The 24,771-nt window shown below is 70.6% G+C and carries 20 protein-coding genes; 12 read left to right on the top strand and 8 right to left on the bottom strand.

Features of this window, described 5'->3' with window-relative positions; genetic code table 11:
- Positions 1 to 528 precede the first annotated feature (528 nt).
- Positions 529 to 1,509, bottom strand: coding sequence for an alpha/beta hydrolase (locus AB0J16_RS35555; RefSeq protein WP_358547786.1), 981 nt, complete (start codon positions 1,507 to 1,509; stop codon positions 529 to 531).
- A 67-nt stretch (positions 1,510 to 1,576) separates the two neighbouring features.
- On the opposite strand from AB0J16_RS35555, the gene AB0J16_RS35550 reads away from it, so the two are divergent.
- Positions 1,577 to 2,155 carry a TetR/AcrR family transcriptional regulator gene (locus tag AB0J16_RS35550; protein ID WP_358547783.1) on the top strand — a complete coding sequence of 193 codons (579 nt, stop codon included), beginning with the start codon at positions 1,577 to 1,579 and terminating at the stop codon, positions 2,153 to 2,155.
- Between the two features lie 10 nt (positions 2,156 to 2,165).
- On the opposite strand, the gene AB0J16_RS35545 is transcribed toward AB0J16_RS35550, so the two are convergent.
- Positions 2,166 to 2,417 (bottom strand): hypothetical protein, encoded by a 252-nt coding sequence (locus tag AB0J16_RS35545; RefSeq protein WP_358547780.1) that lies wholly within the window; start codon positions 2,415 to 2,417, stop codon positions 2,166 to 2,168.
- A 142-nt stretch (positions 2,418 to 2,559) separates the two neighbouring features.
- Between AB0J16_RS35545 and AB0J16_RS35540 the strand changes: the two genes are divergently transcribed.
- On the top strand, positions 2,560 to 4,407 hold the full coding sequence (locus AB0J16_RS35540) for an MOSC and FAD-binding oxidoreductase domain-containing protein (protein ID WP_358547777.1): 1,848 nt from the start codon (positions 2,560 to 2,562) through the stop codon (positions 4,405 to 4,407).
- A 20-nt stretch (positions 4,408 to 4,427) separates the two neighbouring features.
- On the opposite strand, the gene AB0J16_RS35535 is transcribed toward AB0J16_RS35540, so the two are convergent.
- Entirely contained in the window at positions 4,428 to 4,946 is a 519-nt protein-coding gene (locus AB0J16_RS35535; protein ID WP_358547775.1) for a DUF4142 domain-containing protein, read from the bottom strand.
- A 712-nt stretch (positions 4,947 to 5,658) separates the two neighbouring features.
- On the opposite strand from AB0J16_RS35535, the gene AB0J16_RS35530 reads away from it, so the two are divergent.
- On the top strand, positions 5,659 to 5,898 hold the full coding sequence (locus tag AB0J16_RS35530; RefSeq protein WP_358547772.1) for a trypsin-like peptidase domain-containing protein: 240 nt from the start codon (positions 5,659 to 5,661) through the stop codon (positions 5,896 to 5,898).
- Positions 5,899 to 5,947: 49 nt separating this feature from the next.
- Here the strand turns inward: AB0J16_RS35530 and AB0J16_RS35525 are convergent, their stop codons facing one another.
- On the bottom strand, positions 5,948 to 6,631 hold the full coding sequence (locus AB0J16_RS35525) for a DUF6069 family protein (protein WP_358547769.1): 684 nt from the start codon (positions 6,629 to 6,631) through the stop codon (positions 5,948 to 5,950).
- A 236-nt stretch (positions 6,632 to 6,867) separates the two neighbouring features.
- Here AB0J16_RS35525 and AB0J16_RS35520 point away from each other — a divergent pair, with 236 nt between their 5' ends.
- The gene (locus AB0J16_RS35520; RefSeq protein ID WP_358547766.1) at positions 6,868 to 7,134 is read left to right on the top strand and encodes a cell division protein CrgA; all 267 of its coding nucleotides are present in this window, start codon (positions 6,868 to 6,870) and stop codon (positions 7,132 to 7,134) included.
- Between the two features lie 45 nt (positions 7,135 to 7,179).
- On the opposite strand, the gene AB0J16_RS35515 is transcribed toward AB0J16_RS35520, so the two are convergent.
- The gene (locus AB0J16_RS35515) at positions 7,180 to 8,643 is read right to left on the bottom strand and encodes an alpha/beta hydrolase (RefSeq protein ID WP_358547764.1); all 1,464 of its coding nucleotides are present in this window, start codon (positions 8,641 to 8,643) and stop codon (positions 7,180 to 7,182) included.
- A 182-nt stretch (positions 8,644 to 8,825) separates the two neighbouring features.
- Between AB0J16_RS35515 and AB0J16_RS35510 the strand changes: the two genes are divergently transcribed.
- Positions 8,826 to 10,883, top strand: a complete 2,058-nt coding sequence (locus tag AB0J16_RS35510) for a histidine kinase (protein ID WP_358547761.1) — start codon at positions 8,826 to 8,828, stop codon at positions 10,881 to 10,883.
- On the opposite strand, the gene AB0J16_RS35505 is transcribed toward AB0J16_RS35510, so the two are convergent.
- Complete coding sequence (locus AB0J16_RS35505) at positions 10,880 to 11,488, bottom strand: response regulator transcription factor (RefSeq protein ID WP_358547758.1); 609 nt, start codon at positions 11,486 to 11,488, stop codon at positions 10,880 to 10,882. The two genes, AB0J16_RS35510 and AB0J16_RS35505, sit on opposite strands and share 4 nt — an antisense overlap.
- A gap of 98 nt (positions 11,489 to 11,586) precedes the next feature.
- Between AB0J16_RS35505 and AB0J16_RS35500 the strand changes: the two genes are divergently transcribed.
- The 3 genes from AB0J16_RS35500 to AB0J16_RS35490 are packed head-to-tail and all read left to right on the top strand — an operon-like array spanning position 11,587 to position 15,557.
- A complete protein-coding gene (locus AB0J16_RS35500; RefSeq protein ID WP_358547755.1) occupies positions 11,587 to 12,321 on the top strand; it encodes an ABC transporter ATP-binding protein in 735 nt (244 codons plus the stop codon).
- Positions 12,322 to 12,326: 5 nt separating this feature from the next.
- On the top strand, positions 12,327 to 14,801 hold the full coding sequence (locus tag AB0J16_RS35495) for an FtsX-like permease family protein (RefSeq protein WP_358547752.1): 2,475 nt from the start codon (positions 12,327 to 12,329) through the stop codon (positions 14,799 to 14,801).
- Between the two features lie 15 nt (positions 14,802 to 14,816).
- Positions 14,817 to 15,557: a DUF2071 domain-containing protein gene (locus AB0J16_RS35490; protein ID WP_358547749.1), complete on the top strand. Its 741-nt coding sequence runs from the start codon at positions 14,817 to 14,819 to the stop codon at positions 15,555 to 15,557.
- A 114-nt stretch (positions 15,558 to 15,671) separates the two neighbouring features.
- On the opposite strand, the gene fusA is transcribed toward AB0J16_RS35490, so the two are convergent.
- The gene (fusA, locus tag AB0J16_RS35485) at positions 15,672 to 17,729 is read right to left on the bottom strand and encodes an elongation factor G (protein WP_358547746.1); all 2,058 of its coding nucleotides are present in this window, start codon (positions 17,727 to 17,729) and stop codon (positions 15,672 to 15,674) included.
- Between the two features lie 95 nt (positions 17,730 to 17,824).
- Complete coding sequence (locus AB0J16_RS35480; RefSeq protein ID WP_357949273.1) at positions 17,825 to 17,950, bottom strand: hypothetical protein; 126 nt, start codon at positions 17,948 to 17,950, stop codon at positions 17,825 to 17,827.
- Positions 17,951 to 18,127: 177 nt separating this feature from the next.
- On the opposite strand from AB0J16_RS35480, the gene AB0J16_RS35475 reads away from it, so the two are divergent.
- The 4 genes from AB0J16_RS35475 (at position 18,128) to AB0J16_RS35460 (ending at position 24,739) form a co-directional block, all read left to right on the top strand.
- Positions 18,128 to 19,912, top strand: a complete 1,785-nt coding sequence (locus tag AB0J16_RS35475) for a serine/threonine-protein kinase (protein ID WP_358547743.1) — start codon at positions 18,128 to 18,130, stop codon at positions 19,910 to 19,912.
- Between the two features lie 150 nt (positions 19,913 to 20,062).
- Complete coding sequence (locus tag AB0J16_RS35470) at positions 20,063 to 20,203, top strand: hypothetical protein (protein WP_358547740.1); 141 nt, start codon at positions 20,063 to 20,065, stop codon at positions 20,201 to 20,203.
- Positions 20,204 to 20,263: 60 nt separating this feature from the next.
- Positions 20,264 to 21,841: a serine/threonine-protein kinase gene (locus AB0J16_RS35465; protein ID WP_358547737.1), complete on the top strand. Its 1,578-nt coding sequence runs from the start codon at positions 20,264 to 20,266 to the stop codon at positions 21,839 to 21,841.
- A 9-nt stretch (positions 21,842 to 21,850) separates the two neighbouring features.
- Positions 21,851 to 24,739 carry a BTAD domain-containing putative transcriptional regulator gene (locus tag AB0J16_RS35460; protein ID WP_358547734.1) on the top strand — a complete coding sequence of 963 codons (2,889 nt, stop codon included), beginning with the start codon at positions 21,851 to 21,853 and terminating at the stop codon, positions 24,737 to 24,739.
- The last annotated feature ends 32 nt before the right edge of the window (positions 24,740 to 24,771 follow it).

Here is a 24,771-nt window from a genome sequence, read left to right as displayed (position 1 = left end):
CTTGTTCACCGCGAACCCCAAGGACTTTGACGGCCTGGAACGGCTCGTGAACGTGGTCGCCGTGACGCGACCTTACGGCGCGACGGGTTAGCCTCGGGAGCGGAATGAACGTGATCGACAGCCTCGTCAGGCCGACCAGGGAAGACGACACATATTCCACCGCCTCCAGTGGCGCGAAGGAACATCTGTATGGGACACCCGCAGCTTCCGCGACATACAGACGCCCCCGCACCCATGGCGGGCGCGGGGGAGTTGATTGTGCGAGGTGGTCGTCGGAGACGAACCTCTGGCAATTAGCTGAAAGGCACCTATATACGTCTTTCAGAGAGGCGGCGCGCTTGCGTTCTTTGCGGTGGCGACGACCAATGGTGAGAGCCGGCGTCGGCGACCGGGCGCGGGCCGAGGAGGCGGAGGTGCGGCCGTGGATCGACGCGGCGGGCGCCGCTCTCGCCCGACCGGCACTGCGGTGAACCGGGTGCCTCGGGATGGGGGCGACTGTCCGGCGGCGAGGATCGAGGCCGGGACCCGTCACCCGGCGAAGGCTTCCCGGAGGAACTCGACGATCTCCGCCCGCGCGGCCTTGGCCTGCGGCACCACACCCGGCATGCTGAGGAACGCGTGCGTCGCTCCCGGATATTCGGTGAGCCGCGCGGGCGTCCCGGCCGCCCGCAGCCGTTCTGCGTAGCAGCGGCCGTGATCGGCCACCGGATCGATGGTCGGCACCACCACGAGCGCTGGGGCCAGCCCGCTCAGGTCGTCGGCGTACAGCGGCGACAACGCGCGAGGATCCGTCCCCGGCGGAATGGCGAGCTGCTGGAAGAACCGCATCTGGGTCAAGGTGAGGGCCGGGCTGTTGGCGTACTGGCGCATCGAGGCGTGGTCGAATCCCGCCGAGGTCAGGTCGACAGGGGAGTTGGCCAGCACCTGCGCCCGCAAGGGCAGGCCGGACTCCCTGGCCCGGATCGCGGCCAGCGCGGTGACCATCGAGCCGGTGCTCTCGCCGAAGACGGCGGTCCGCGCCGGGTCGATGCCCCACTGCGCGGCATGCCGCACCACGTGCCGCAGTACGTCCCAGCCGTCGTCGACGGCCGCCGACAGCGGAGTATCCGGGTCGAGGAGGCGGTGCTCGACCGAGGCGACGACCGCGGGCAGCTGGGCGGCGAGGTGACTGTTCACCCAGTCGCTCTGCACGGCCGTACCCACGAACCCGCCTCCGTGCACGTGGAGTACAAGTGGCAGGCATTCGCCGCCGTGCCCGAGCGAGGGCCGGTACACCCGGACCCGGAGCCGGCGGTCGGGTAGCGCGACCTCTTGCCACTGGATCATGGCGCCGCGGTCAGGGAACCCGGTGATCAGCCGCGCCAGACGGGAGGCCCGCTTGCGGTTCACCGTGTCGCGGAGGGTGACCAGCTCCTCGGCCGTCATCCCCGACCAGTTCGGCTCCTTCCGCAGGGCATGCATCAACCGGATGCCCAGCGGCGGCCGCTCCGTACCGGTGGCCTCGCTCATCTGTCCCCCTGGTTTCGCTACGGCAAGTATCGATACCGATGGTAGCGCAAGGGGATATCGTGTGAGCATGACCCGAACGACCACATCCGCCAGGCCACCCGGTCGCCCACGAGCCGGCCTCAACGACGTGGTCTTCGCCGCGACGCTGAGCACTGTGCACGAGCTCGGGTACGCGAGTGCCACCGTCGACCGCATCGCCGCCGCGGCCGGCGTCGCGAAGACGACGATCTACCGTCGCTGGCCGTCGAAGGGCGCGCTGATCGTGGACTGCCTGCTGGACGCGTTCGGCCCGGTGCCGCTGGAGGGCGTCAGCCGGGCCGAGCTCATGTCCTCGGCCATTCACTGGATCGCGGCGAAGATCGGCGAGCCCGGGGTGGGTGACGCGTTCGCGGGCGTGTTCAGTGACGCTGTCAGTGATCCGGCCGTACGCGAGATGCTGTCCGCGCGGTTGCAGGACCCGTACCGGCTCGCGCTCCAGGAAGCGCTGGGCGAGCCGGAGAGCCGGGTCCTGTTCTTCATTGACGTCGTCGTCGGTACCTTGCTGCACCGGATGGGCATGACCGGCGAGCCGATGGTCGACGCCGACGTGGCCGCGCTGGTCGAGATGGTTCTGGCGCACTTCGCTGATGGTGCTGATCCGAACTAGACCTGCTGTTTTAGTACTGCACCCACAGGTAGTAAAGGCCCGGGGCGTTCCAGTTGGTCGGGATGACGGTTTCGCAGTCGTACTGGCGCCAGGTGTGGTTGGTCTGACCGTCGTAGCCGATCCCGGCGCATTGGTCGGGCCAGCCATAGGTGCCCTGCTTGACATAGCCGGGTATTTCGGCCTGTGCGGGCGAGGCGAAACTGAATGCGGTGACGAGGGTGGCCGCAGCCAATGTGAGCGCGGCTAGGGGGCGCGACTTCATACAGGAAAGTTAACTAATAATTTAATGATAGGCAATGCACCGCTCCCGTTCCGGCGAACAACCCCTGACCGTTTTGTTGCTATTCGTTCTGTATGTTCGGTAGTCCAGCCCCGTACACGGACTCTGACGCGAGGAGGGACGCATGGCGCGGCTGGTATCGGTCAACGTGGGTCTTCCGCAGGACGTCGCCTGGCAGGGCAAGACGGTGCGTACCGGCGTGTGGAAGTACGCCGTCGCCGGCCCGCGGATGGTGCGGCGGCTCAACGTCGACGGTGACGGCCAGGGGGATCTGGCCGGGCACGGCGGTGAATACCGCGCCGTCCTGGTCTACCAGCTGGACTCCTACCGCCACTGGCAGGAGTACCTGGGCCGCGACGACTTCGTCTACGGGCAGTTCGGGGAGAACTTCACCGTCGACGGGCTGCCGGACGACGAGGTCCGCATCGGTGACCGGTTCCAGGTGGGCGAGGCGCTGTTCGAGGTCACCCAGCCGCGGGTCACCTGCTACCGGGTGGGGTTGCGGATGGGCGAGCCCCAGATGGCCGCGTTGCTGGTGTCCCACCGGCGTCCGGGGTTCTACCTGAAAGTCCTCGTCGAGGGCCGGGTGGAGGCGGGGCAGGAGTTCGTCAAGGTCGACTCCGGTCCCGAGGAGGTGACGGTCGCCGACATCGACGCGCTGCTGTACCTGCCGGGCCACTCCCGTCGGCAGCTCGCGCGGGCGCTGCGCATTCCCGCTCTCAGCCCTGGCTGGAGAACGTCATTGGAGGCGCTGCTCGACCAGGCCGACGGCGCTTCCGGCGCGGCGGGCGGCAACGCGGGGTTGGCCCCCGCCGTCTCTCCGCCGCCGGCCTGGCCGGGGTTCCGGCCGCTCCGGGTGAAGCGGATCGAGGCGGAGAGCGCCAGCGTGTTCTCCGTGACGCTGGCCGCCCCCGACGGTGGCTCGCGTCCTGCCGCCTCCGACGGTGACCCGCGTCCTGCCACGCCCGGCATCGACCCGCTCCCTGCCGCGCCCGGCGGCGGCCCGCTTCCTGCCGCGTTGCCGGGCCAGTTTCTCACCGTTCGGGTGCCATCCGAGGGCGGCGGGCCGTCGCTCATCCGCAGTTACTCGCTGTCCGGCCCGCCGGGCGGCGCGGAGTATCGCCTCAGCATCAAGCAGGAGCCGCACGGGGTGGCCAGCGGATACCTGCGTGCCCATCTGCGTACCGGAGACGTCCTCGAATGCGCGGCCCCGCGAGGCGCCTTCACGCTCGTGGCCGGTGACGGTCCCGTTGTCTTCATCTCGGCGGGCATCGGCGCCACCCCCGTCATGGCCATGCTGCACACGCTCGCCGCCGAGCGATCCTCTCGTGAGGTGTGGTGGCTGTACGGCGCGCGAGACGGCACCGAGCACCCCTTCGCCGACGAGAGCCGCGACCTGCTCGGCCGGCTGGCGAACGCGCACCGGCACGTCTGCTACAGCCGCCCGGCCCCAGGCGACCGGCAGGGCGTCGACTACCACTCCAGGGGCCGGCTCTCCCTCGACCTGCTCTGCGGCCTCGGCCTGCCACGCGGCGCCGACACGTACGTGTGCGGCCCTCCCGCGCTCATGCGGGACCTCCCGGTCGCGCTCGCCGCCTCCGCGCTCGCTCCTTCCCATGTACGTACGGAGATCTTCGGCGCCGGTCCGTCTCTGACTCCTGGTGTCACCAGCGCTTCGGTGGCTCCCGTACACCCGCCCGCGGGTCCGCCGGGTGACGGGCCCGCGGTCTCCTTCGCGCGCAGCGGGCTGACGGTGAGCTGGAGCACCGCGTACATGAGCCTGCTGGAGCTCGCCGAAGCCTGTGACGTGCCCACCCGCTGGTCATGCCGTACCGGCGTATGCCACAACTGTGAGAGCGGCCTGCTGGCCGGAAGCGTCGACTACTCGCCTGAGCCGCTCGACGCGCCCGCCGAAGGCGACGCGCTCATCTGCTGCTCCCGGCCACGTGAGGACGTCATCCTGGACCTTTGACACTCCCCGGTCTTCGGACCTCAGGTGCCGCCCTTGGCCTCCATCAGCAGGTCGAGGTGTGTCTGGACGATGGGCTTGGCATCGGTGGCGAGCTGCTTCACCTCCGGCGAGGATCCCTTCCGCAGTTCCTTGGCGCCGTTGGCGAGACTCTGGCGGTGCCCGGCGATCTGCGCGGCCAGCCATGCTCGGTCGAATGCTTCGCCGCTCTTGGCGGCCAACTCCCCGAGCTGGCGGCGCTGGACCTCGCTCGGCTTGTCGGGCAGGTCCACCCCTACCTGCTTGGCGACCCGGGTCACGTCGTCGTCCATCTTGGTGTGATCGCTGACCAGTTTGGCGCCCAGTTCCCGGACCGCCTTGCCGGCGCCCATGTCCTGGGCGGTCTGTCCGGCCTGGATCTCGGCCAGGTTGCCTTGGTGCGCCTGCCGGAGGAAGGTCCGGTCCTGTTCGTTCACGTCCAGGGGCGTGCGCGCGCCGGCGGCCGCGTGAGGCATCACGGCAATCGCAAGGGCGAACATGATGGGGATGATCGCTTTGGGCATTGAATGTCCCCCTTTAGTCGGTTTGTCCGTCCCGACTTGGTGCCCTCCGCTGGCTCCAGACGAACTCATGTGTGATCAAAATGAACGCATGGGTCGTACTGAACCGGCCGCCAAGCGCCTGCTCGTGGGCACCGTGATTTCGGCCGGGGTAGCGGTCATCCGGCGAAGCTGAACTTCGGCGACTGCTTCGCGTATGCGCTGGCGAAGGCCGCTGGGGAACCGCTGTTGTACAAGGGTAAAGATTTCTCGCATACAGATGTGACTTCTGCCCTGTAGGGCCGAGGAGTGGAAGAGGTGCCACGCTTCTACGGCCTTCAAGACAGGGCCCCCATCACGAAAAGTGCCTGTCCACTCGGCTGCATGATCGTTATCAGGCGCCGGTAGCTTGATCGGATATGTCCCTGAGTGCAGGTGGCCTCGGCTAGGACCGTGGGCCTTCCAGGGGCGAAGGTGTCCCATGAAGCGATGGAGGCATGATGCGCTGGGTCTGGCTGCCGTTACTTCTCGTCCTGAGCGGGTGCTCGATCACGTTGCCCTTCTGGCCGCTGCCCATCAGCTCTCCGACGCCTGACAGTGAGGCCGTGATCCCGGCGGAGTCTGTCAGCGAGAAGCGGAGCGTGGTGCGCATCTCTGGGCTGGCGCAGTCATGTGGCAGGAAGCTCGAGGGGCGGGTTTCGTATACGCGCCCCAGCGCGTAGTGACTGTGGCGCACGTGGTGGCGGGGGTCTTGGAGTCCGTCACCGTCACGGCCGACGACGGCAAGGCCTATAAGGCGCGTGTCGTCGCCTTCGATCCGGACGTTGATGTCGCGGTCCTGTACGTACCAGATCTGTCCGTGCCTGCGCTGCGCATCACCGAGGCGCCGCCCGGCGGCAGGCGCGCCGCTGGTCCTTCCCGTGGGTTCGCCCTGCCCGCCGAGGAACTCCTGCCCATCAACCAAGGACGCGAGTGATGCCACAAGGCGGGTCTCGACCCGCCAGTGCGATTGATGATCTGCGAGGTCAGTTGTACGGGTCGCGGCTTCGGCGCTGCTCGTATTCGCGCTGTTCGTACTCGCCGGGACGTTCGTACCCGCGCCGCACGTGTCCCCTGGGCTCGTGACCTCGGGGCTCATGTCCCCGCTGGTCGTATCCCCGCTGGTCGTATCCGCGGGGCTCGTAACCTTGCGGCTCATATCCCCGGGGCTGCTCGTACGGGTACGGGTCGGGGTCCGATACGTGCTCGAAATCCATGGCCGTGCGGCCGATCGAGGCCAGGAGCGAGAAGATGGCGATGCCGACGACGAGGTTGATGGCGGCCGTGGCGATCTGCCTGATGAGGTCCACGGAGTACATGAACGGCAGGATCGTGATGATCACCGTGAAGAGCCCGGCGATCCAGCCGAAGAACTTGGTCGGCTCCGGCGTCGACAGCATGAGGACATAGAGCAGCAGCGTCGCGACGAGCGCGGCCGTGGCGGCCGAGATCGCGTATCCCGTGATCGCCGTGCTGCCGTAAGCGGAGTTCCCGTACGGAGTCAGCGCGCGGATGCCCAGGAGCCGGTTGCTGATCATGGCTCCGACGACCACGATCAGTGCGGCCACCACGGCGGCGGCCACGCCGCCTCCCCACACTCGCGCCGGATTGACTCTCGGCCGGGCCGACCCCGAGTGGCGATCATGGCGGTCATGGGAGGGATATGACATGCGAATCACCTTTGTCGCGAAGGCTGATCAAGCACTTACGGAACCCTACACGCGCTGTCAAGAGCGGATGACGCGCCGTGCGCGTGGTGGATCCCGTAGATCGCCTCGCTTCTCGGTCCCCAGCTCAGTCCCCAGCTCATAGGAATCGGTCCCCGAATGGCCAAGGGGTTTAATGGCCGCCCCTTCTCCGATAGCGTCGTCGGCGCGATTCCCGGCTGACGGTAGGAGGGAAATCGGTGTCTGAGCCCTATCCCCGTGAAGGAACGCCCGCCCCGCCGCGGCGGTCCACACGCTGGGTGCGACGCTGGGCCGTGGCGATGCCCGCCGCATGGATCGTCGGCATCCTGTGGATCGTCATGTACTACGTGGATCCCGCCTTCCCGGTTCTCGGTGAGTTCGGGAATTGGAATCTGTTGATCGGGTTCGGGCTGCTATTGCTGGGTGCGGTGTTCGGGTTGTTCCTGTTGGTGGCCTTGGTCATGTCGGCGCGCCGCCGCCCCTGAGAAGGGCCTATGTGACCGTACGGAGGAGCCTTCACACCGAGTCGGTCAGCAGGCCTTGTCGCGGTTCGGCAACTGGCCGGTGGTCAGGAAGCCGGTGACGGTCTGGTCGCCGCAGGCGTTGCCGTTGGCGAGGTAGGCGCCGTGGCCGCCGGAATCGACGCTGACCATGCGGGCCCGCTGCCCGAACGCCTGCCGCATCTTCAGCGCGCCGCTGTACGGCGTGGCCGGGTCACGCAGGTTCTGGATGAGCAGCACATTGGCCGGGCCGCGCGAGCCGACCCGTACGGGCGACTCGGCGGGCTTGACGGGCCAGTACGCGCACGGCCCCATGTTGACCGGCATGCCCGCCGTGAGCGGGTGGGCGATCCGGTCACGCGCCACCTGCCGCTGGAACTTGGCGACCGAGCCCGTCCACTCCACGTCGTTGCACATGGTGGCGCCGGCGTGCGCGGCGGTGTTCTGCAGGACGGCCGGCGGCGGCGTGTTCGCCGGAGGCAGTTCGGCGGAGGTCAGGGCGGCATGCATGAGTCCGGCCAGCATGGGGAAGTTCGCGTCGGAGTAGAGCGCGTTGAGCATGGTCTCCCGGAGGAGGTTGCCGTTCAGCTCCTCGGGGTTGGCGCCCGGCCACGGCAAGGGCTTGCGGTCCAGGTCGGCCGCGAGCTCCAGGAAGGTGCGCCGGACCGCCGCCGCGTCCGTACCGAGGCCGTAATCGGCGTCACGGGCCGCGGCCCAGGTGGCGAAGTCGGGGAAGCGATCCTCCACGCCGACGGAGTAGTTGGCCAGCCACTGCCGCGCCACCCGGCTCGGATCGGGATCGTCGTTGCTGTCCAGAACGACCCGGTCCGTACGCTCGGGGAACATGGTGGCGTAGACCGCGCCCGCGTAGGTGCCATAGGAGACGCCCCAGTAGGAGATCTTCTTCTCGCCCAGCGCCCGGCGGATGGCGTCGATGTCCCTGGCCTCGTTACGCGTGCTGATGTGCCGGATGAGCGGGCCGCCGTTGCGGGCGCAGGCCTCGGCGATCCTGCGCGACCAGGCGGCGTTCTCCGCGATGCCGCCGTCGGCGTCGGGGTACGGCTTGAGCTTGGTGAACGAGAGGTCACCGGTCGCCAGCCCGCAGGAGACAGGGGAGCTCTGGCCCACGCCACGCGGGTCGAACCCGATGATGTCGAAGCGGTCGAGCACGTCCTGCGGCAGCCGCTTGACCTGGACACTCGGCCGGTTCAGGCCCGGGCTGCCCGGCCCGCCGGGGATGATCAGCAGCACACCACGGCGCGACGCGGGTTTGGCGATCCTGATCCGCGACACCGCCAGCGAGATCGCCGGCCCACCGGGCGCCTGATAGTCCAGGGGAACCTTCAGCGTGGCGCACTCCTGTCGCGCGTCGACACCGGGCCCGGCGGGGCAGGCGCTCCACGAGACGGCCGCCGCCTGCGCGGGGGTCACGAGGGCGGTGGCAAGGATGGCGGTGGCCGCTGCGGCGGCGGACAGTCTTGCGAGGTTTCGCATCAGGGGTCCTCTTCAATGATCGTTCGGCTTGCGTCACCGAATTCAGTGATCGTTCGGCTTGCGTCAACGACTCTGCCGAGGCGCGGATCTCCGAACCAGAGACCGCGTCACCGAAGACCCATGACCTCCTCATAAAACGGACAACCCGTAGGCTTGCCCCCGATCTGACACGGGAGAGTGAGTTGTCGCAGGTTCCGGTGCCGCGCCTGGCGCGGGGGATCGTGGTCGTGGTGCTCGCCGGGTTCGCGTCCGTCTATGTGCTGGCGGGGTCCCCTCTCGCGATCGTGGCGTTCGGGCTGCAGCTCGTCTACGTACTGCGCTCCCTGCGGCGGTTCAGGGGGCCGTGGCTGCTGGTCCTACAGGCGGTGGTCGGTTACGTGGCCACGCTCGGCTTCGGCACCTCCGTCGGGATCCTCGGCTTCCTGGGCGGATCGCTGCTGCTGACCCCGGCGTGGCCGTTGGCCCCGCTGGTGGCGGTCAGCGCCGCCGTCGTCGGTCCGGCGGACCCCGCGATCAGCATGGTGCTGATCGCCCTGGTGATCTACGGCCTCACCCGGCTCACCGATCGGGTGGACGAGATGTACGCCGCCCGGCTCGCGCTGGCACTGGCGGCGGCGGCCGAGGAGCGGTTGCGCATCGCCACCGGGCTGAGCGACGGCCTCGGCAGAGGGCTCACGGCGATCGCCGCGGGCGTACGGTCCGCCCTGGATCGACCCGAACGCGTCGCGGAGACGCTCGGCGAGGTCGTCGCCACCGCCCGCCGCTCCCTGGCCGACGCCAGGAACGCCGCTGCGGGCTACCGCGCCACGTCACTCGCGCCCGAGATGACGACCGCCCGCGCGATGCTGACGGCCGCGGCGATCGAGACCGAGACGCGGGTCGGGCACTCCGAGCCGCTCGGCCCCGCGGGCGCGCTGCTCGCGGCGGTGCTGCGCGAGGTGGTGACCGAGGCCGTACGCCAGAACACGGCCACGACGTGCGTGATCGAGACCACCACGGCCGACGGGACGGTACGCCTGCGCGTCACCCACGACGGCGCCCGCACGGCCGAGGACGAGGGCCTGGCCGATCTGACCCGGCAGCTGGGTGCGGCGGGTGGCAGCCTCACCACGGGCCTGTCCGATGAGGGCCGGCTGACCGTGGACGCCGTGCTGCCCGAGGGGCGGGCGGAGGCGGTCGTGGACCCGGGCGCCTACCGGCTGTCGGTCGCGCTGCTCGCCGCGGTGCTGGTCGGGTTCTCGATCAAGGCGCTGCTGTTCGTCCCCGCGAGCCTGTTGGTGCCCGCCGCGGCCTGTCTCGCCGTGATCGTCGTCATGCAGCTCCGTTCGATCAACGGGCGGCACATGCTCGCCCTCGCGTTGTTGGCGTTGCTGGTCTACCTGCCGATTCCGGTGTTCGGGCGGGCCTGGCTGGGCGCGGCCGGGTTCCTCGCCGGTCCGATCCTGCTCGCCTTCCCGTGGAGCGTGGCCTGGCCGCTGGTCGGGTGCGTGATGGCGAGCGTCGCGGTGAGCGCGGTGCTGCTCGGCCTGCCGGTCCCGCTGACGGTCAACTTCACTGCGAGCACGCTCGTGACCGGTCTGGTCGTGTACGGGCTGCTCAAGCTCGCTCAGTTGGTACGGGAGTTGCAGGAGGCCAGGCAGGCGCTGGCCCGCGCCGCCGTGGTCGAGGAGCGCCTGCGCGCCGCGCGCGACCTGCACGACCTGCTCGGCCACAGCCTGGCCGCGATCCTGCTCAAGTGTGAGCTGGCCAGACGCCTGGACCCCGCGCGGGCCCGGGCCGAGTTGGCGGACGTACTGGCGATGGCCGAGAAGGCGGAGGGAGATCTGCGGGTCATCTCCGGTGAGCGGCCGGCGCTGTCGCTGGCCGCCGAGGCCGAGTCGGCACGCTCGGTCCTGGCCGCCGCGGGCATCCAGGTGGAGCTCGGCCTCGCGCACGCGGAGCTGTCCGCCGAAGTGGAGAACGTCCTGGGCACCGTGCTCCGGGAAGCGGTGACCAACGTGCTCAGGCACAGCTCCGCCCGGCATTGTGCGATCACGATGGTGGTGGAGGAGGACGGGGTGGTACGGCTCCGCGTGCGCAACGACGGCGTGCGCTCGTCGGAGGGGCGGCCCGGTTCGGCCGGGATCGGCAACCTGACCACCCGCCTGGCGGCCCTGAACGGGCGGCTCGGCACGTCTCGCGACGACGACTGGTTCGAGCTGACGGCCCAGGCGCCGACCTCCCTGCACATGGTCGGTTAGATCCAGCCCGCCTCGGTGGCGATGCGGACGGCGTCCGTACGGTTGCGGGCATTGAGCTTGGCGACGATGGCGGTCAGGTAGTTACGTACCGTGCCCGCGCCGAGAAAGAGCTTGGCCGCTATCTCGGCCGCGTCGGCGCCGCCCGCCGCCAGCCGCAGCACGTCGGCCTCTCGCGACGTCAGCGGGTTGTCGGCCAGGTCCCAGGCGGTGACCGCCAGCGAGGGGTCGAGCACCCGCTTGCCCGCCGCGACGTCGCGGATCGCCGCGACCAGGTCCTCGGGCGGCGCGGTCTTCAGCAGGAACCCGTCCACCCGCGCCCCGAGCGCCCGGCGCAGGTGCCCCGGCTTGCCGTGTCCGGTCAGCATGAGCGTGCGGCACGACGGCAGCTTCGCGCGTATTTCGGCCGCGGCGGCCAGGCCGTCGAGCGTGCCGGGCATGTCGATGTCGAGCACCGCGACATCCGGCCGGTGGACCAGGGCCGAGGGTACGGCGGCGTCGCCTGATTCGACGGCCGCCACGATCTCCAGGTCCGGTTCGAGGCTGAGCAGGGCGACCAGGGCGCCCCTGATGACGTGCTGGTCCTCAGCCAGAAGCACGTGAATCACAGGGATATGTCTACCAGTGTCCGGATCATGATGAGGTCATGGTGCAGGCGTGATCGCGTCTCTGGTCCGTGCCGTACCTGGTCAGCAGGCTGAGAGGCATGACAGACGTGCTGCGCTTGGACGCGGTGAGCAAGGTGTACGGCAAGGGGCAGGGCGCGGTCGCGGCCTTGCGCGAGGTGTCGGTAGGCATTCCACGAGGGAGTTTCACCGCGGTCATGGGCCCTTCGGGCTCGGGCAAGAGCACGTTCCTGCACTGCGCGGCGGGATTGGACGTGCCGTCCTCGGGTTCGGTACGGCTCGGCGGCACCGAACTGGCCGGGATGGACGAGACCGCGCTGACCGAGCTGCGCAGGCAGCGGATCGGTTTCGTGTTCCAGGCGTTCAACCTGGTCTCGGCGCTCACCGTGATCGAGAACATCACCCTGCCGCTGCGCCTGGCGGGCGTACGCGTGGACCGGGCATGGCTCGACGAGGTGGTGTCCAAGGTGGGCCTGACGGGACGGACGGGCCACCGGCCCGCGCAGCTGTCCGGCGGCCAGCAGCAGCGGGTGGCCATCGCCAGGGCGCTGGTCACCCGGCCGGAGGTCGTGTTCGGTGACGAGCCGACCGGCGCGCTGGACACGATGACCGCCCGTGACGTGCTGACGCTGCTGCGGGAGATCGTGGACGTAACCGGACAGACGGTGGTGATGGTCACCCACGACCCGGTGGCCGCCTCGTACGCCGACGCGGTGCTGTTCCTGGCCGACGGCAGGATCGTGGACTCCGTCGCGGCGCCCACCTCGGAGCAGGTCGCCGAGCGGATGACCAGGCTGGGAGCGTGGGTGCGTTGAGCTCCATGATCTTTGTGGCCCTGAAGACGCTCCGGCACCGCAAGGCCGCCTTCGCCGGGGCGTTCGTCGCCCTGTTCTGCGCCGCCGCACTGGTCTGCGCCTGCGGCATGCTGCTGGAGACGGGACTGCGCGGCAGCGTGGCGCCCGAACGTTACGCGGGCGCCCCGGTGATCGTCAGCGGGGACCAGTACGCCCGCCAGACGGTCCGCGCGTCCGAGACGAAGACCAAGACCAAGGCCAAGCAGCTGTCCGAGCGGGCCTGGGTGCCCGCGTCCCTGGCCGACCGGTTGCGCCGGATCCCCGGGGTGTCGCGGGTGGTCGCCGAGGTGACCTTCCCCGCCTATCTCGCGGGCCGCCGGTTCCAGGGGCACGGCTGGGAGTCGGCGGCGCTCACTCCGTACACGTTGCGCACGGGACGTGCGCCCAGGGCGGCGGGAGAGGTGGTCGTGGAGGCCGCCTCAGGGCTCTCGATGGGGGCGCGCGTGCCCGTGCGGACGGCGGCCGGGAACAGGAACTACCTGGTCACCGGTGTCACCGCCCAGGACCTGCCGAGCCAGGACACGCTGTTCTTCGCCACCGCCGAGGCGCGGCGCCTGGCGGGACGGCCGGGACAGGTGGCCGCGATCGGCGTCTTTCCCCAGGTGGACGTGTCCGGGGTGGTCAAGGGCGCGCTCGCCTACACCGGGGACGTGTCCGGGATGGTCAAGGCATACACCGGGGACGAGCGCGGCGCCGTGGAGTTCCTGGACGCCGAGCAGTCGCGGGTGAGGCTGATCAGCCTGGGCGGCGCACTCGGCGGGACCTCGCTGCTGGTGGCGATCCTCGTCGTGGTCGGCACGTTCGCGCTGTCCATCCAGCAGCGCCAGCGGGAGATCGCCCTGATCAGGGCCGTCGCCGCCACTCCCCGTCAGGTGCGCGGGATGCTCGGTGGCGAGGCCCTGCTGGTCGGCGTGGTGGCCGGGACACTCGGCTCGGCGGCCGGGGTCGGGCTGGGATTCTGGTTGCGGTCCCGGTTGGTCGCGCTGGGCGCGATGCCGGACAACCTGCGGCTGGTGGTCAGTCCGTTTCCGCTGCTCGCCGCGCTGGGCGCGGCCGTGATGGCGGCCTGGGCGGCGGCGTACCTCTCGGCGCGGCGTGCCGTACGGATCCGCCCGGTGGAGGCACTCGGCGAGGCGGAGCTGCCGACGGCGCGCATCCCCCTGGGCAGGATGGTCGCCGGGCTGCTGTGTGCCGCGGGCGGCGTCGCGCTGACGCTGGTGCTTTCCGCCCTGTCGAGCGAGGCGGCCTCCGGCCCGGTCACCCTGCTCACCGCGCTGGTGTGGACGGTCGCCGTGGCCCTGCTCGGCCCGGTGCTCGCGCAGGCGGCGACCGCCCTGCTCGGGGTGCCGCTGCGCGCGGCCCGGACGAGCGGGTACCTGGCCGCCGCCGGTCTGCGGGCCACGTCCAAGCGGCTGAGCTCGGTCGTCACGCCGCTCAGCCTGATGGTGGCGATGACCTGCACGATCCTGTTCGTACAGACGACCATGGGGTACGCGGCCCAGGAGCAGGCGACGGCGGGCACCAGAGCGGAGCACGTCCTCGGCCCGCACGTACCCTCCGGCACGGCGGCGGCCGTGCGGCGGCTTCCGGGCGTCGAGGCGGTCACCGAAGTGCTGCCTACCTCCGTGCGGGTGGGCCTGGACAAGTACGGCGCGCAGGCCGTGACCGCTGGCGGGCTCGGCCGGACCATGGATCTGGGGGTCGTCTCTGGTTCGCTCGATGACCTCGACGACGGTTCCGTCGCGGTCAGCCGGACGGCGGCCGAACGGCTCGGCGTCTCTGTGGGCGCGAAGATCAACCTGACATTGGGTGACGGCACCCCCGTCGAGCTGCGCGTCGTCGCGATCTACTCGCGCGGGCTGGGATTCGGCGAACTCACCCTCTCCCACGCGCTGGTGGCCGGGCACGTGGACGACCCACTCGGGACCGTGCTGGTCGCGGCCCCCTCGGTGACGCGGGCGGACCTGGAACGGGCCGTGCCGGGGGTCGGCGTACTGGACCGAGCTCAGGCGGCTGAGGCGGGCGGGGCCAACAGTGAAGTGAACGCCAATAGTGAAGTGAACTACGTGGCGATGGGGCTGATCATCGCGTTCACGGCGATCGCCGTGGTCAACACGATCGCCATGTCCACGTCGTCGAGGTCGCGGGAACTCGCCCTGCTACGCCTGGTCGGCACCACACGGCGGCAGGTGCTGCGGATGCTGCGGCTGGAGACGCTGGCGGCGGTCGTCGTCGCGGTGACCATCGGGACGGTGATCGCGCTGGTCACGCTGTCGGCGTTCAGCATGGGGATGACCGGTTCTTTGCTGCCGCACGTCCCGCCGCTCACCTACCTCGCGGTGATCGCGGCCGCGGCCGGCCTCGCCCTGCTGGCCACGGCGTTGCCCGGCCGCCTTGTCCTCGGTCGGCGGCCGGTCGAGCTGATCGGCGCGCGCGACTAGTGGGATGGTTTGGGCATGAGCTTCGTCGGTACGCCACGGCCGCGTCCGCGCTGGTTCCACGCGCGGACGGAGCTGGAGGATTTCGCGATCGTCAGCTACCGGGTGGACGCCGACGCGCTCGCCCGGCACCTGCCCGAGGGGTTCGTCCCGATGCAGATGGACGACGGTCCCGGTGCCCTGGTCTCCGCTGTCGCCTTCAGGGACCGGGACTTCCACTTCCGGTTCCTCCCGTCGGTCGGGATCGACTGCGGGCAGATCAACTACCGTGCCTACGTCACCGCGTACGGCAAGGCGGGCGTCTGGTTCTTCGGCACCAGCCTGGATCACCCGGTCGTCGCTATCCCGCAGCGTCTGTGGGGCATGCCGTGGCGCCGCGATCGCATCCGCATCGAGGCGGACTGGGACGCCGATCCGGCCCGGTGGCGGCTGGCGGCCGGGGACGCCCACTGCGAGGCGGTCGAGCTGGCCGAGCCCCTCACTCAGCTGGCCGGGTTCACGGACGAGCCGGACTGGCTGGAACGGCTCACCCATCCGACCCAGGGCTGGTACCGGCGGCGAGACGGGCGGGTGGGGGTCTACGGCATCTGGCATCCGCCGATGCGTCCCCGCTATCTCGTCGCCGGCTCCGCGGGCTTTCCGGTCTTCGAACGGCTCGGACTGATCACGCCGGACGCCGCGCCGCACTCGATCCTGGCTCAGGCGCGGCTGAGCTTCGACATCCACACCCCGCCGCGCCGCTTCCGACCGGGAACGTAGGTCCTGATGGCCCCGTCCGAGTGCGGACGGGGCCATCGTCTACTGGGACGGCCTCGCAGTGGCGGTCGTAACCGGCGGTGGCCCGGAACCCGGAGCGTCACCGGCGGCCGTCGTCTACCGGGACAGCCTCGGGGCCGGGGCGTAACCGGCGGCCCGGGTGGTGAAGGTGCCCCGGCCCTGCGTCCGGCTGCGCAGCCGGGTCGCGTACCCGAACACTTCGGCCAGTGGCACGGTCGCGGTGATCACCACGGTGCCCGCCCGCGCGGTCGAGCCCGAGATCCGGCCGCGCCGGGCCGCCAGGTCGCCGAGCACCCCGCCGGCGGCGTCGTCCGGCACCGTGGCCGTGACCTCGACCACCGGCTCCAGCAGCACCAGGAGGCTGGCGCGCAGTGCCTCGCGCAGCCCGAGCCGGCCGGCCGTACGGAACGCCATCTCCGAGGAGTCCTTGGGATGGGTGGCTCCGTCGGTCAGGGTGATCCGCAGGCCGGTCACCGGATGGCCGCCGAGCGGTCCGTCGGCCAGGGCGTCCCGGCAGCCGGCCTCCACCGCCCGGACGTACTCGCGCGGCACCCGTCCGCCGACGACGGTCGAGCGGAACACCACGCCGTCGGCGACGTCCAGCGGATCCACATCGAGGACGACGTGCGCGAACTGCCCCGCCCCGCCGTCCTGCTTGACGTGCCGGTACAGGAACCCGGAAACCCCGCGCTCGACCGTCTCCCGGTGAGCCACCTGAGGCCGGCCGATGGCGACCTCCAGCCCGTGGTCGCGCCGGATCTTCTCCGCCGCGACCTCCAGATGCAGCTCGCCCAGCCCCGACAGCACCGTCTGACCGGTCTCGGCGTCGGTGCGTACCACCAGCGAAGGATCCTCCTCCACCAGCCGGGCAAGCGCCGACGTCAGCCGGTCGGTCTCGGTGCTCCTGCGGGCCTCGACCGCCACCGAGACCACCGGATCGGCCACGGTCGGCGGTTCGAGGAGCAGCGGCGCCGCGGGCGCGCACAGCGTGGCGCCGGTGCGGGCCGTCTTCAGCCCGACCACCGCGACGATGTCCCCGGCCGCCGCCCGGTCCACCTCGGTGTGCCGGTCGGCCTGCACCCGCAGGATCCGGCCGATCCGCTCAGTGCGCCCCGCGCCGGTGTCCAGCACCGCGTCTCCTCTCCGCATCGTTCCCGAGTACACCCGCAGGTACGTCAGCCGCCCGGTGGCGGTCGACTGCACCTTGAACACCAGCGCGGCGAACGGCGCCGCCGGGTCGGCCGGGCGCTCCTGCTCGGTGCCTTTGTGCATGCCGCGTACCGCCGGTACGTCCAGCGGCGAGGGCAGGTAGGCCACGGCGGCGTCGAGGAGCGGTTCGATGCCGCGGTTGCGGTACGCCGATCCGCACAACACCACCACTCCCTCACCGGTACGGGTCAGGTCGCGCAGCGCGGCGGCGAGAGTCTGTTCGGAGATCGCCGACTCCGCGCAGAACTCCTCCAACGCGAACGGGTGCAGCTCGGCCACCGCCTCCTCCAGCAGCCGGCGGCGCCGGTGCGCCTCTTCCCGCAGGCCGTCCGGGATCGGGCCCTCCTCGACCGGGTCGCCACTGTCAGGCCAGGCCAGCATCCGCATGCGCGGCAGATCGACCACCCCGGTGAAGCCGTCCTCCCGCCCGATCGGCAGGTGGACCACCAGCGGGACCACGCGCAACCGCTCGCGGATCGACTCGACCGCCGTGTCGAGGTCGGCACCGGCGCGGTCCAGCTTGTTGACGAAGGCGATGCGCGGCACCCCGTACCGGTCGGCCTGCCGCCATACCGACTCGCTCTGCGGTTCGACGCCCGCGACGCCGTCGAACACCGCGATCGCGCCGTCGAGCACCCGCAGCGAGCGCTCGACCTCGTCGGAGAAGTCGACGTGTCCCGGTGTGTCGATCAGATTGATCCGATGGCCGTCCCAGGAGCAGCTCACGGCCGCGGCGAAGATGGTGATGCCACGGTCGCGCTCCTGGGAGTCGAAGTCGGTGATGGTCGTGCCGTCGTGTACCTCGCCGCGCTTGTAGGTGGCGCCGGTGAGGTACAGGATCCGCTCGGTGATGGTGGTCTTGCCGGCGTCGACGTGGGCGAGGATGCCCAGGTTGCGGACGGCGTTCAGCGAGTCGGTGTGATGACGGTGCAGTTCGATACGCACGGCCTCATGGCCCTTCGGGACGCTTCAGACAGGACAGCGCGATTCCCGGACGAACACCGCCCGATGTCTGTTCGATTCCGAAAGGAAAGGGCTGATCAGGTGTTCGTCAGAGACGTCCAGTGCCGGCCGCGCAGCCGACGCCGGGCGGACGAAGACACCAGGATCACCTCGTAGCGGGACGTGGGGATGACCGAGGCGGTGCTGTTGCTGGTGCTGTGCACGGTCGGCTCCCCTCACTCGTCAATGCGTGCCACGTTTCCGGGCGAGTGTACTGAAACCGTGGAAAACGGAAAACCGATTTAAAGCGGGAAATGTCGGTGTTCTCCGGCGCTGGTGTGAGGGCGGACGTTACCCTGGGCGCGGCTTTGGGGGATCATCCGATCTTAGCGGGGTGGACGGTGACGGTTCCTCGTGCGCTGGGTTTCAAGGAGCCGGAACGCATCGGTGACCATCGGATCTCGGCGGTGCTGGGGGAGGGTGGCCAGGGCACGGTCTATCTCGGGCAGTCACCGGGGCAGGCGCCGGTGGCCATCAAGGTGCTCCACTCCCGGCTGGCGGCCGATCCCGAGATCCGGCGCCGGTTCCTGCGCGAGGCGGAGGTGGCGGCGAGCGTCGCCGCCTTCTGTACGGCCCGGGTCATCGGCACGGGGATGGTGGACGAACGGCCGTACATCATCAGCGAGTACGTACCAGGGCCCTCGCTCGACGCGCTGGTCAAGAACGACGGCCCGCGTACCGGCAGCGGGCTGGAGCGGCTGGCGGTCAGTACGCTGACCGCGCTGGCCTCGATCCACCGGGCCGGGATCGTGCACCGTGACTTCAAACCGGGCAACGTGATCCTCGGGCCGGAGGGGCCGGTGGTGATCGACTTCGGCATCGCCCGCGCTCTCGACCACATGACGAGCAACACCCAGCTGACCGGCACTCCCGCCTACATGTCGCCGGAGCAGCTCAGCGACCAGCCGCTCACCCCGGCCTCCGACATGTTCTCCTGGGCCGGCACGATGGTCTTCGCCGCGACCGGGCGGCTGGCCTTTCCCGGGCAGGCCGTCCCGGCGGTGCTGCACGGCATCATGTCCGGCCGGCCCGACGTCGCGGGCGTACCCGCTCCGCTCCGGCCGCTGGTGATCGCGTGCCTGGCCAAGGATCCGTCGGCCCGCCCGGACGCCGCCCGGCTGCTGAGCGACCTCACCGGCGAGAACGCGGGCCCGCCCGCTCGCGGGCGGCATTCGGCGGCGCCGGCCAACGGGCACACGCTCGTCGAACCGGCCGCTGTCGGACCGGCCGCGCAGGCAGGTCCTATGGGCGCCGTCCAGGCGGGCCCGATGGGCGGAGCGGCGTTCCGGTCCGTCGGCGGGGGCCGGGAGCGCGGACCGGCCTCGCTGTCCAGCGGGGACCCGGAGCGCGGGGCGACCTCGCCGTCGGGCGCCGTACATCCAGGATCATCCCGGAAGCGCCCGCGAGGGGCGGTGATCGCGGTGGCCGCCGTGCTCACGGCGGCGGCCGTGACGGCCGCGGTGCTGGTCGTGCCGCACTGGCTCAGCGGCTCGGGCGGCGGACAGCCGACTGGGCCCTTCGACCTCGCGACGTTCTCGCACCTCGATGTCGCCGACCAGTTCGGCAAGGACACCTCCCAGCAGTACGCCACCTTCCAGCCGAACAACAACGAGGCCATGCCCGCGATCAGGGCCGGGGGCGGCCGGTTCACCGGGACCGGATCGGCGCCGTTCTTCGGCCTGGTCGCCGGGGAGAGAGGCCTGCCACCCGCCGGTGACGCCGTCAGCGTGCTGACGGCGGGCACGTTCGCGAACACCGGGCAGCCGGAGGACAGCCTTTTCGTGGGGTGGGTGAAAAACGGCAATAGCTATGTGACCGCCTGGTACAACAACACCCGCAAGGAATCGGGGCTCGAAGTCCAGATGGACGGCGCCTTCGTCAGTGTCCCGGGCTCGACGCCCCTGACGCTCAAGCAGGGCGACCGCTTCGCCCTGCTGCTGTCCGGCGACAGAATCACCTCCTATGCCGAGAGCGGCGGGAAATGGCGTCGGCTGGGCACCGGCTCCATCGGTGACATGCTCGCGACGCCGCAGGCGCGGCAGCAGTATCGGTACGGCTTCGGCCTGCGCGGCTCGACCGGCTCGATCGCCATCGCCCGTACGGAAGGCCGCAGCGCTCAGGACTAGGTCGGCTGTCATTCCGAATTGTTCATTCTTTTGCGCTGAATGCTTTAGAGAAAGCTGAATGCGGTAAAGAAACCCGCCATTCTTGGTTTGGGCTCCTGAGCTGCCTGACATTATTTGTCACATTCGCTGTCAGGTGTTAGTTTGTCGGCCGTGGAAAGGGATCCGGAACGCTCGGGGGAACGGCCCGACCCGCCGAAACGGCTGCTGGCCGTCGGCCTGGTGCTGGTCGGCGTGGTGTTCCTCATACTCACCGCGTTGACGACATTTCTCATGGTCGCTGGCCCGGACTGAGCCGGCCCTGGAGGTGGGCGACCTCGGGAATGTGCGCTGACCCTGGCTAGGGTGTCTGCGATGAGTGGCGAGCGGGTCATAGGCGGGTACACGCTGCGGCGGGTGCTCGGCCGGGGTGGCATGGGCGAGGTGCATCTCGCCACCACGCCCACCGGTGGCCTGGCCGCGGTCAAGGTGATCCATCCCGAGCTGGCCCGCGATCCCGCGTTCCGGCGGCGGTTCGAGCGCGAGGTGGCCGCGGCTCGCCGGGTGGCCAGATTCTGTACGGCTCCGGTGCTGGATGCCGGGATCGATGGGGATATCGCCTATCTCGTCACCGAATACGTAAAAGGGCCGGACCTGGCGAAGGCCGTACGTGAACAGGGGCCCTTGTCCGGGTCCGACCTGGAAGCGCTGGCCGTGGGCATCGCGACCGCGCTCGGTGCGATTCATGGGGCCGGGGTCGTCCACCGGGACCTCAAGCCGTCGAACGTGCTGCTCTCGCCGCTCGGGCCGCGCGTGATCGACTTCGGCATCGCGCAGCTCGCCGAGGCCGACAGCCAGACCAGCCAGGCGATCTTGGGGACACCCGCGTTCATGGCGCCCGAGCAGGTACGCGGGGAGCCGCTCGGGCCGGCGGCCGACGTGTACGCGTGGGGCGGAGTGATCGCCTTCGCGGGGACCGGGCGGCTGCCGTTCGGTGGCGGGCCGCCGGCCGAGGTGCTGTACCGGATCGTCAACGAGGGGCCGCGGCTGGACGGGCTCGACGCGGGCATGCGGGACGTGGTGGAGCGGGCGATGGCCAGGGATCCACGCCTTCGCCCCACGGCCCGGCAACTGCTGGAGTCCCTGACAGGCGGCAGGCAGCTGAGCCCGGCCACGGCCACTCAGGTCGTCGAACGTACCTGGACCGGCCCTCGCGGTTTCGCCGCAGCGGTCGAAGAGGCGTCCGTTCAGGCTGCTTCCGGTGTGAGCCTCGCCCGTGGCGCCCGTGGGGGAATGGCGCGGCGTCGGTGGCCCTGGGTGGCGGGGGCGCTCGCCGTTGTGGCCGCCGTGGTGGCGGGGGTCGTGGTGGTGCCTCGGGTGTGGTCGCCGTCGTGGCCGTACACGGCGGGGTTCGGTGACTCGTGGGCCACCGGGGCGTCCGATGGCGGGGACGCGCGGGTCGCCGGGAGCGACTATGTGCTGACCGCCAAGCCGGGCTGGCGGCTGTGGAAGTCCGCGCCCGTGCCGGAGCCGTCCGGTGGGGTGGTGGTGAGCGCGAAGGCGCTGCTTGAGCAGGGGTCCGGTGAGTACGGCGTGTGGTGCCACGGGTCGGCGAACTCGGGGGATCGCTACGAGTTCGGGGTGAACGGCTCGGGGCGGGTGACGATCGTCAAGCGCCGTAGCGGGCAGAAGGGCACGACTCTGTACGGTCCGGCGGCTCTGAGCGGTGCGGCGATGGCCAGGGGCGGCCGGATCGTCGCCGAGTGTGCCGGTCCCAGCGACTCTGCTGGGGTGAGGTTGCGGATGTGGGTTAATGAGAAGCTCGTCGCCGAGGTGTCCGATGCGAGTGATCCGCTCGGGCCGGGGGCGGCCGGGGTACAGGTGGCTCCGGACGCCGGGGAGGCGCTGCGCGTACGCTTCGAGTCGTTCGCCATCGACCGCACGAAGGACTAAGCCCCCCAAATGCCGAAATTCCCGGCGCTGCCCGGCGAAGAGGGGCGCGGTCCCCTCCGGTTCCGGCTGCTGGGACCACTGCGACTCGAAAGCGACCCGGGGCCGGGGCCGGCGAAGCATCGGGCGGTGTTGGCCGCGCTGCTGGTCTCCGCCGGACGGGTGGTGCCGATCGAGCGGCTGATGGTCGTGGTCTGGGACGACCGGCCGCCGGCTTCTGCGGAGTCGGTGCTCAGGGTGTACATCAGCGCGCTGCGCAAGCTCGTCGACGGCATCAGGACCGTGCCCGGTGGCTATCTGATCGAGGTGGAGCCGGATGCGGTCGACTGCCATCGGTTCGAGCGGCTGGTCGGTGAGGCCAGGCGGGCGAGGGAGGCGGGCAGGGCCGAAGCGGCGGCCGAGGGGTTCCGGGCGGCGCTGGCGCTGTGGCGAGGGGACGCCATGGCCGATATCGAGTCCTCATACCTGCGCAGAACGCACGCCGTACCCCTGGAAGAGCTCCGCCTGACCGCGCTCGAAGAACGTGTGGAGCTGGACCTGCGGTGGGGCAGGGGTGGTGAGGTGGTCGGCGAGTTGCGGGCGCTCGTCGGCGCGTACCCGCTGCGCGAGCGGGCCTGGGCGCGCCTGCTCGACGCGCTGCGCCAGGCCGGGCGGCGGGCGGAGGCGCTGGCGGCCTACCAGGAGGCGCGCCGGGTCCTGGTGGACGAGCTCGGCTTGGAACCGGGCACCGAGCTGGTCGAGGCACACCGGCGCGCGCTGTCGAGCGAAGAACCGCAGCAGCGTGTGCCGGTGAAGAGCGAAGCACCGCCGGATATTTCGGATTTCACGGGGCGGCGGGCGGTCCTCGACTGGATCGTCGCCCGGGTGCCTGCACCGGGAGGTGCCCCCGTGCACCTCGTCGTGCACGGGCCGCCGGGGTGCGGTAAGTCCGCCGTGGCTGTGCGCGCCGCGACCATGATCGACCTCCCGGACGGTCGCCTCTACGCGTCCATCCGCGACCGGCCGCCCGGCGCCGTGCTGGAGGACCTGCTCCGGTCTCTGGGGTGTCCCGACGGGGCCGTGCCTGCCGCGTTCGAGGAGCGTGTGCGGCTATATCGCGGCATGACGGCCACCCGCAGCCTGCTCGTGGTGCTCGACGACGCCACGGACGAGGCCCAGGTACGCCCGCTGCTCCCCACCGGTCCGGGCAGCCTGACGCTGGTGACCAGCCGTTCCCCGTTGGCGGGGCTGGAGGCGGCCAGGGCGTACGAGCTGGGGGTGTTCGAACCCGGTGAGGCCGTGGCCATGCTCGCCGAGGTGGTCGGGCGCGAACGGGTCGGCGCCGAGCCCGAGGCCGCAGACCGGATCGTGCGGCTCTGCGGTGGTCTGCCGTTGGCCCTGCGCATCGCCGGATCCCGCCTGGCCAGGAAGCCGGGCTGGACCCTCGACCACCTGGCCGGACGGTTGGGCGACGAGCGGCGCCGACTGGACGAGCTGAGCGCGGGCGACCTGGCCGTACGTGGCAGCCTGGCGCTCGGCTACCACGGGCTGGCCGACTCCGAACGGCGGCTGCTGCGCAGGATGGGCGCGCTGTCCGCGCCCGACTTCGCCTCCTGGGCGCTCGGTGCCGACCTGGAACCGCTGGCCGAGGCCGGGCTGCTCCAGTCGCTCGGCTTGGACGAATCCGGCGGTGAGCGGTACGGCTGGCACGACCTGACCCGGCTGTACGCCGCCGAACGCCTGACCGCCGAGGACGGAGGTCCCGCAGCGGTACTGGCCGGGATCGCGGGCGAGATCCTCGACCGGACCCGCCACGCGAGGACGGCCCTCCTCCCCGCCGAACCCGGCTCAGGCCGCACCCTGACCCACACCGACCACCAGGCGCAGGCGGCCGGTCTGGGTTGGACGGGAGAGCCGGGTCTCGGACTGGCGGGCGGGTGGGGGCTGACAGGTGGGTGGGCGTTGGAGACCGGGCGGTTGCGGGCCGACGCTCGGTGGCTGAGTGCCGAACGCCGGTTCCTTGTGGCGACCGTGGGCGACTTCTACCGGGCCGGTCTGCACGAGGCGGCCTGGCGGCTGGCCTTCTATCTGACTCCGCTGTTCGAGCTGGGCGCGCATCACGACGACTGGCACATCACCACTGCCACCGGCCTCGACGCGGCGCGGGCGGCCGGGCATCGGGAGGGTGAGGCGCTGCTGTTGCGTGCTCTGGCCGATCTGCATCGGGTGGAGGGCCGCCCTGAGTCGGCCGCCGCCGCGCTGAGGGCTGCTCAGCCGCTGGTCGAGGGCCTGGAGCTGGCTCGGATCATGCTGCGGCTCGGCCTGCTGGAGCGGCGGCCGGCCGAGGCGGAACGCGCGCTGGCCAGGTGCCTGCACGTCTTCGAGGAGGCCGGTGACCGGCGCGGCACGGCAGACGCGCTCCGGGCGTTGGGCGTCGCACGCGGAGACCTGGGGTTGGTCGACCGGAGCCTGGAGGCGTACGAGGAGTTGGGTGACCCGCGCGGCGCCGCCGAAGCCCTGCTCGACCTGGCCCGGCTGCACCTCGGCGCCCATCGCTACGCGCGGGCCCGCGACTGCGCCGAGCGGCGGATAAGGATCAACCGGCGCCTGGGCGACCGGCTGCCGGAGGCGGCCGGGCTGCTCGTGCTGGCCGACATCGCCAGCGCCGAGGGAGACCCGGAGGCGGCGGCCAGGCTGGCGAGCCAGGCCGAGGTGATGTTCACGGCTCACGGTGACCGGAGAAGCGCGTCAAGAGCCCTGATTGTCCTTATAAAAGCGCACCTGGACCTTGATGAGGTCGATACTGCGGTTGATGGGCTTGCGCGTGTTATGGGAGAGTCTGACAGCTTCGGTGAGCCCCCGGGGGCCGAGGTCGAGCTTCTGGCGCAAGAGCTGGACAGGCGCCGTGGCCTGGGGATTTAGCCCACTATGCGGATCCTGAAGGTCGCCCGGCT

This window comes from Nonomuraea sp. NPDC049750, from assembly GCF_040659625.1.
GTDB lineage: Bacteria > Actinomycetota > Actinomycetes > Streptosporangiales > Streptosporangiaceae > Nonomuraea.
Note: the sequence above shows the minus strand (reverse complement) of the source record. Positions and strands in the feature narration are given on the sequence as shown.

Bases quoted from the DNA above. Each gene is read 5' to 3' on its own strand.
- AB0J16_RS35555 (WP_358547786.1), bottom strand. From the start codon at position 1,509: ATGAGCGAGGCCACCGGTACGGAGCGGCCGCCGCTGGGCATCCGGTTG.
- AB0J16_RS35550 (WP_358547783.1), top strand. From the start codon at position 1,577: ATGACCCGAACGACCACATCCGCCAGGCCACCCGGTCGCCCACGAGCC.
- AB0J16_RS35545 (WP_358547780.1), bottom strand. From the start codon at position 2,417: ATGAAGTCGCGCCCCCTAGCCGCGCTCACATTGGCTGCGGCCACCCTC.
- AB0J16_RS35540 (WP_358547777.1), top strand. From the start codon at position 2,560: ATGGCGCGGCTGGTATCGGTCAACGTGGGTCTTCCGCAGGACGTCGCC.
- AB0J16_RS35535 (WP_358547775.1), bottom strand. From the start codon at position 4,946: ATGCCCAAAGCGATCATCCCCATCATGTTCGCCCTTGCGATTGCCGTG.
- AB0J16_RS35525 (WP_358547769.1), bottom strand. From the start codon at position 6,631: ATGTCATATCCCTCCCATGACCGCCATGATCGCCACTCGGGGTCGGCC.
- AB0J16_RS35515 (WP_358547764.1), bottom strand. From the start codon at position 8,643: ATGCGAAACCTCGCAAGACTGTCCGCCGCCGCAGCGGCCACCGCCATC.
- AB0J16_RS35500 (WP_358547755.1), top strand. From the start codon at position 11,587: ATGACAGACGTGCTGCGCTTGGACGCGGTGAGCAAGGTGTACGGCAAG.
- AB0J16_RS35495 (WP_358547752.1), top strand. From the start codon at position 12,327: ATGATCTTTGTGGCCCTGAAGACGCTCCGGCACCGCAAGGCCGCCTTC.
- AB0J16_RS35490 (WP_358547749.1), top strand. From the start codon at position 14,817: ATGAGCTTCGTCGGTACGCCACGGCCGCGTCCGCGCTGGTTCCACGCG.
- AB0J16_RS35465 (WP_358547737.1), top strand. From the start codon at position 20,264: ATGAGTGGCGAGCGGGTCATAGGCGGGTACACGCTGCGGCGGGTGCTC.
- AB0J16_RS35460 (WP_358547734.1), top strand. From the start codon at position 21,851: ATGCCGAAATTCCCGGCGCTGCCCGGCGAAGAGGGGCGCGGTCCCCTC.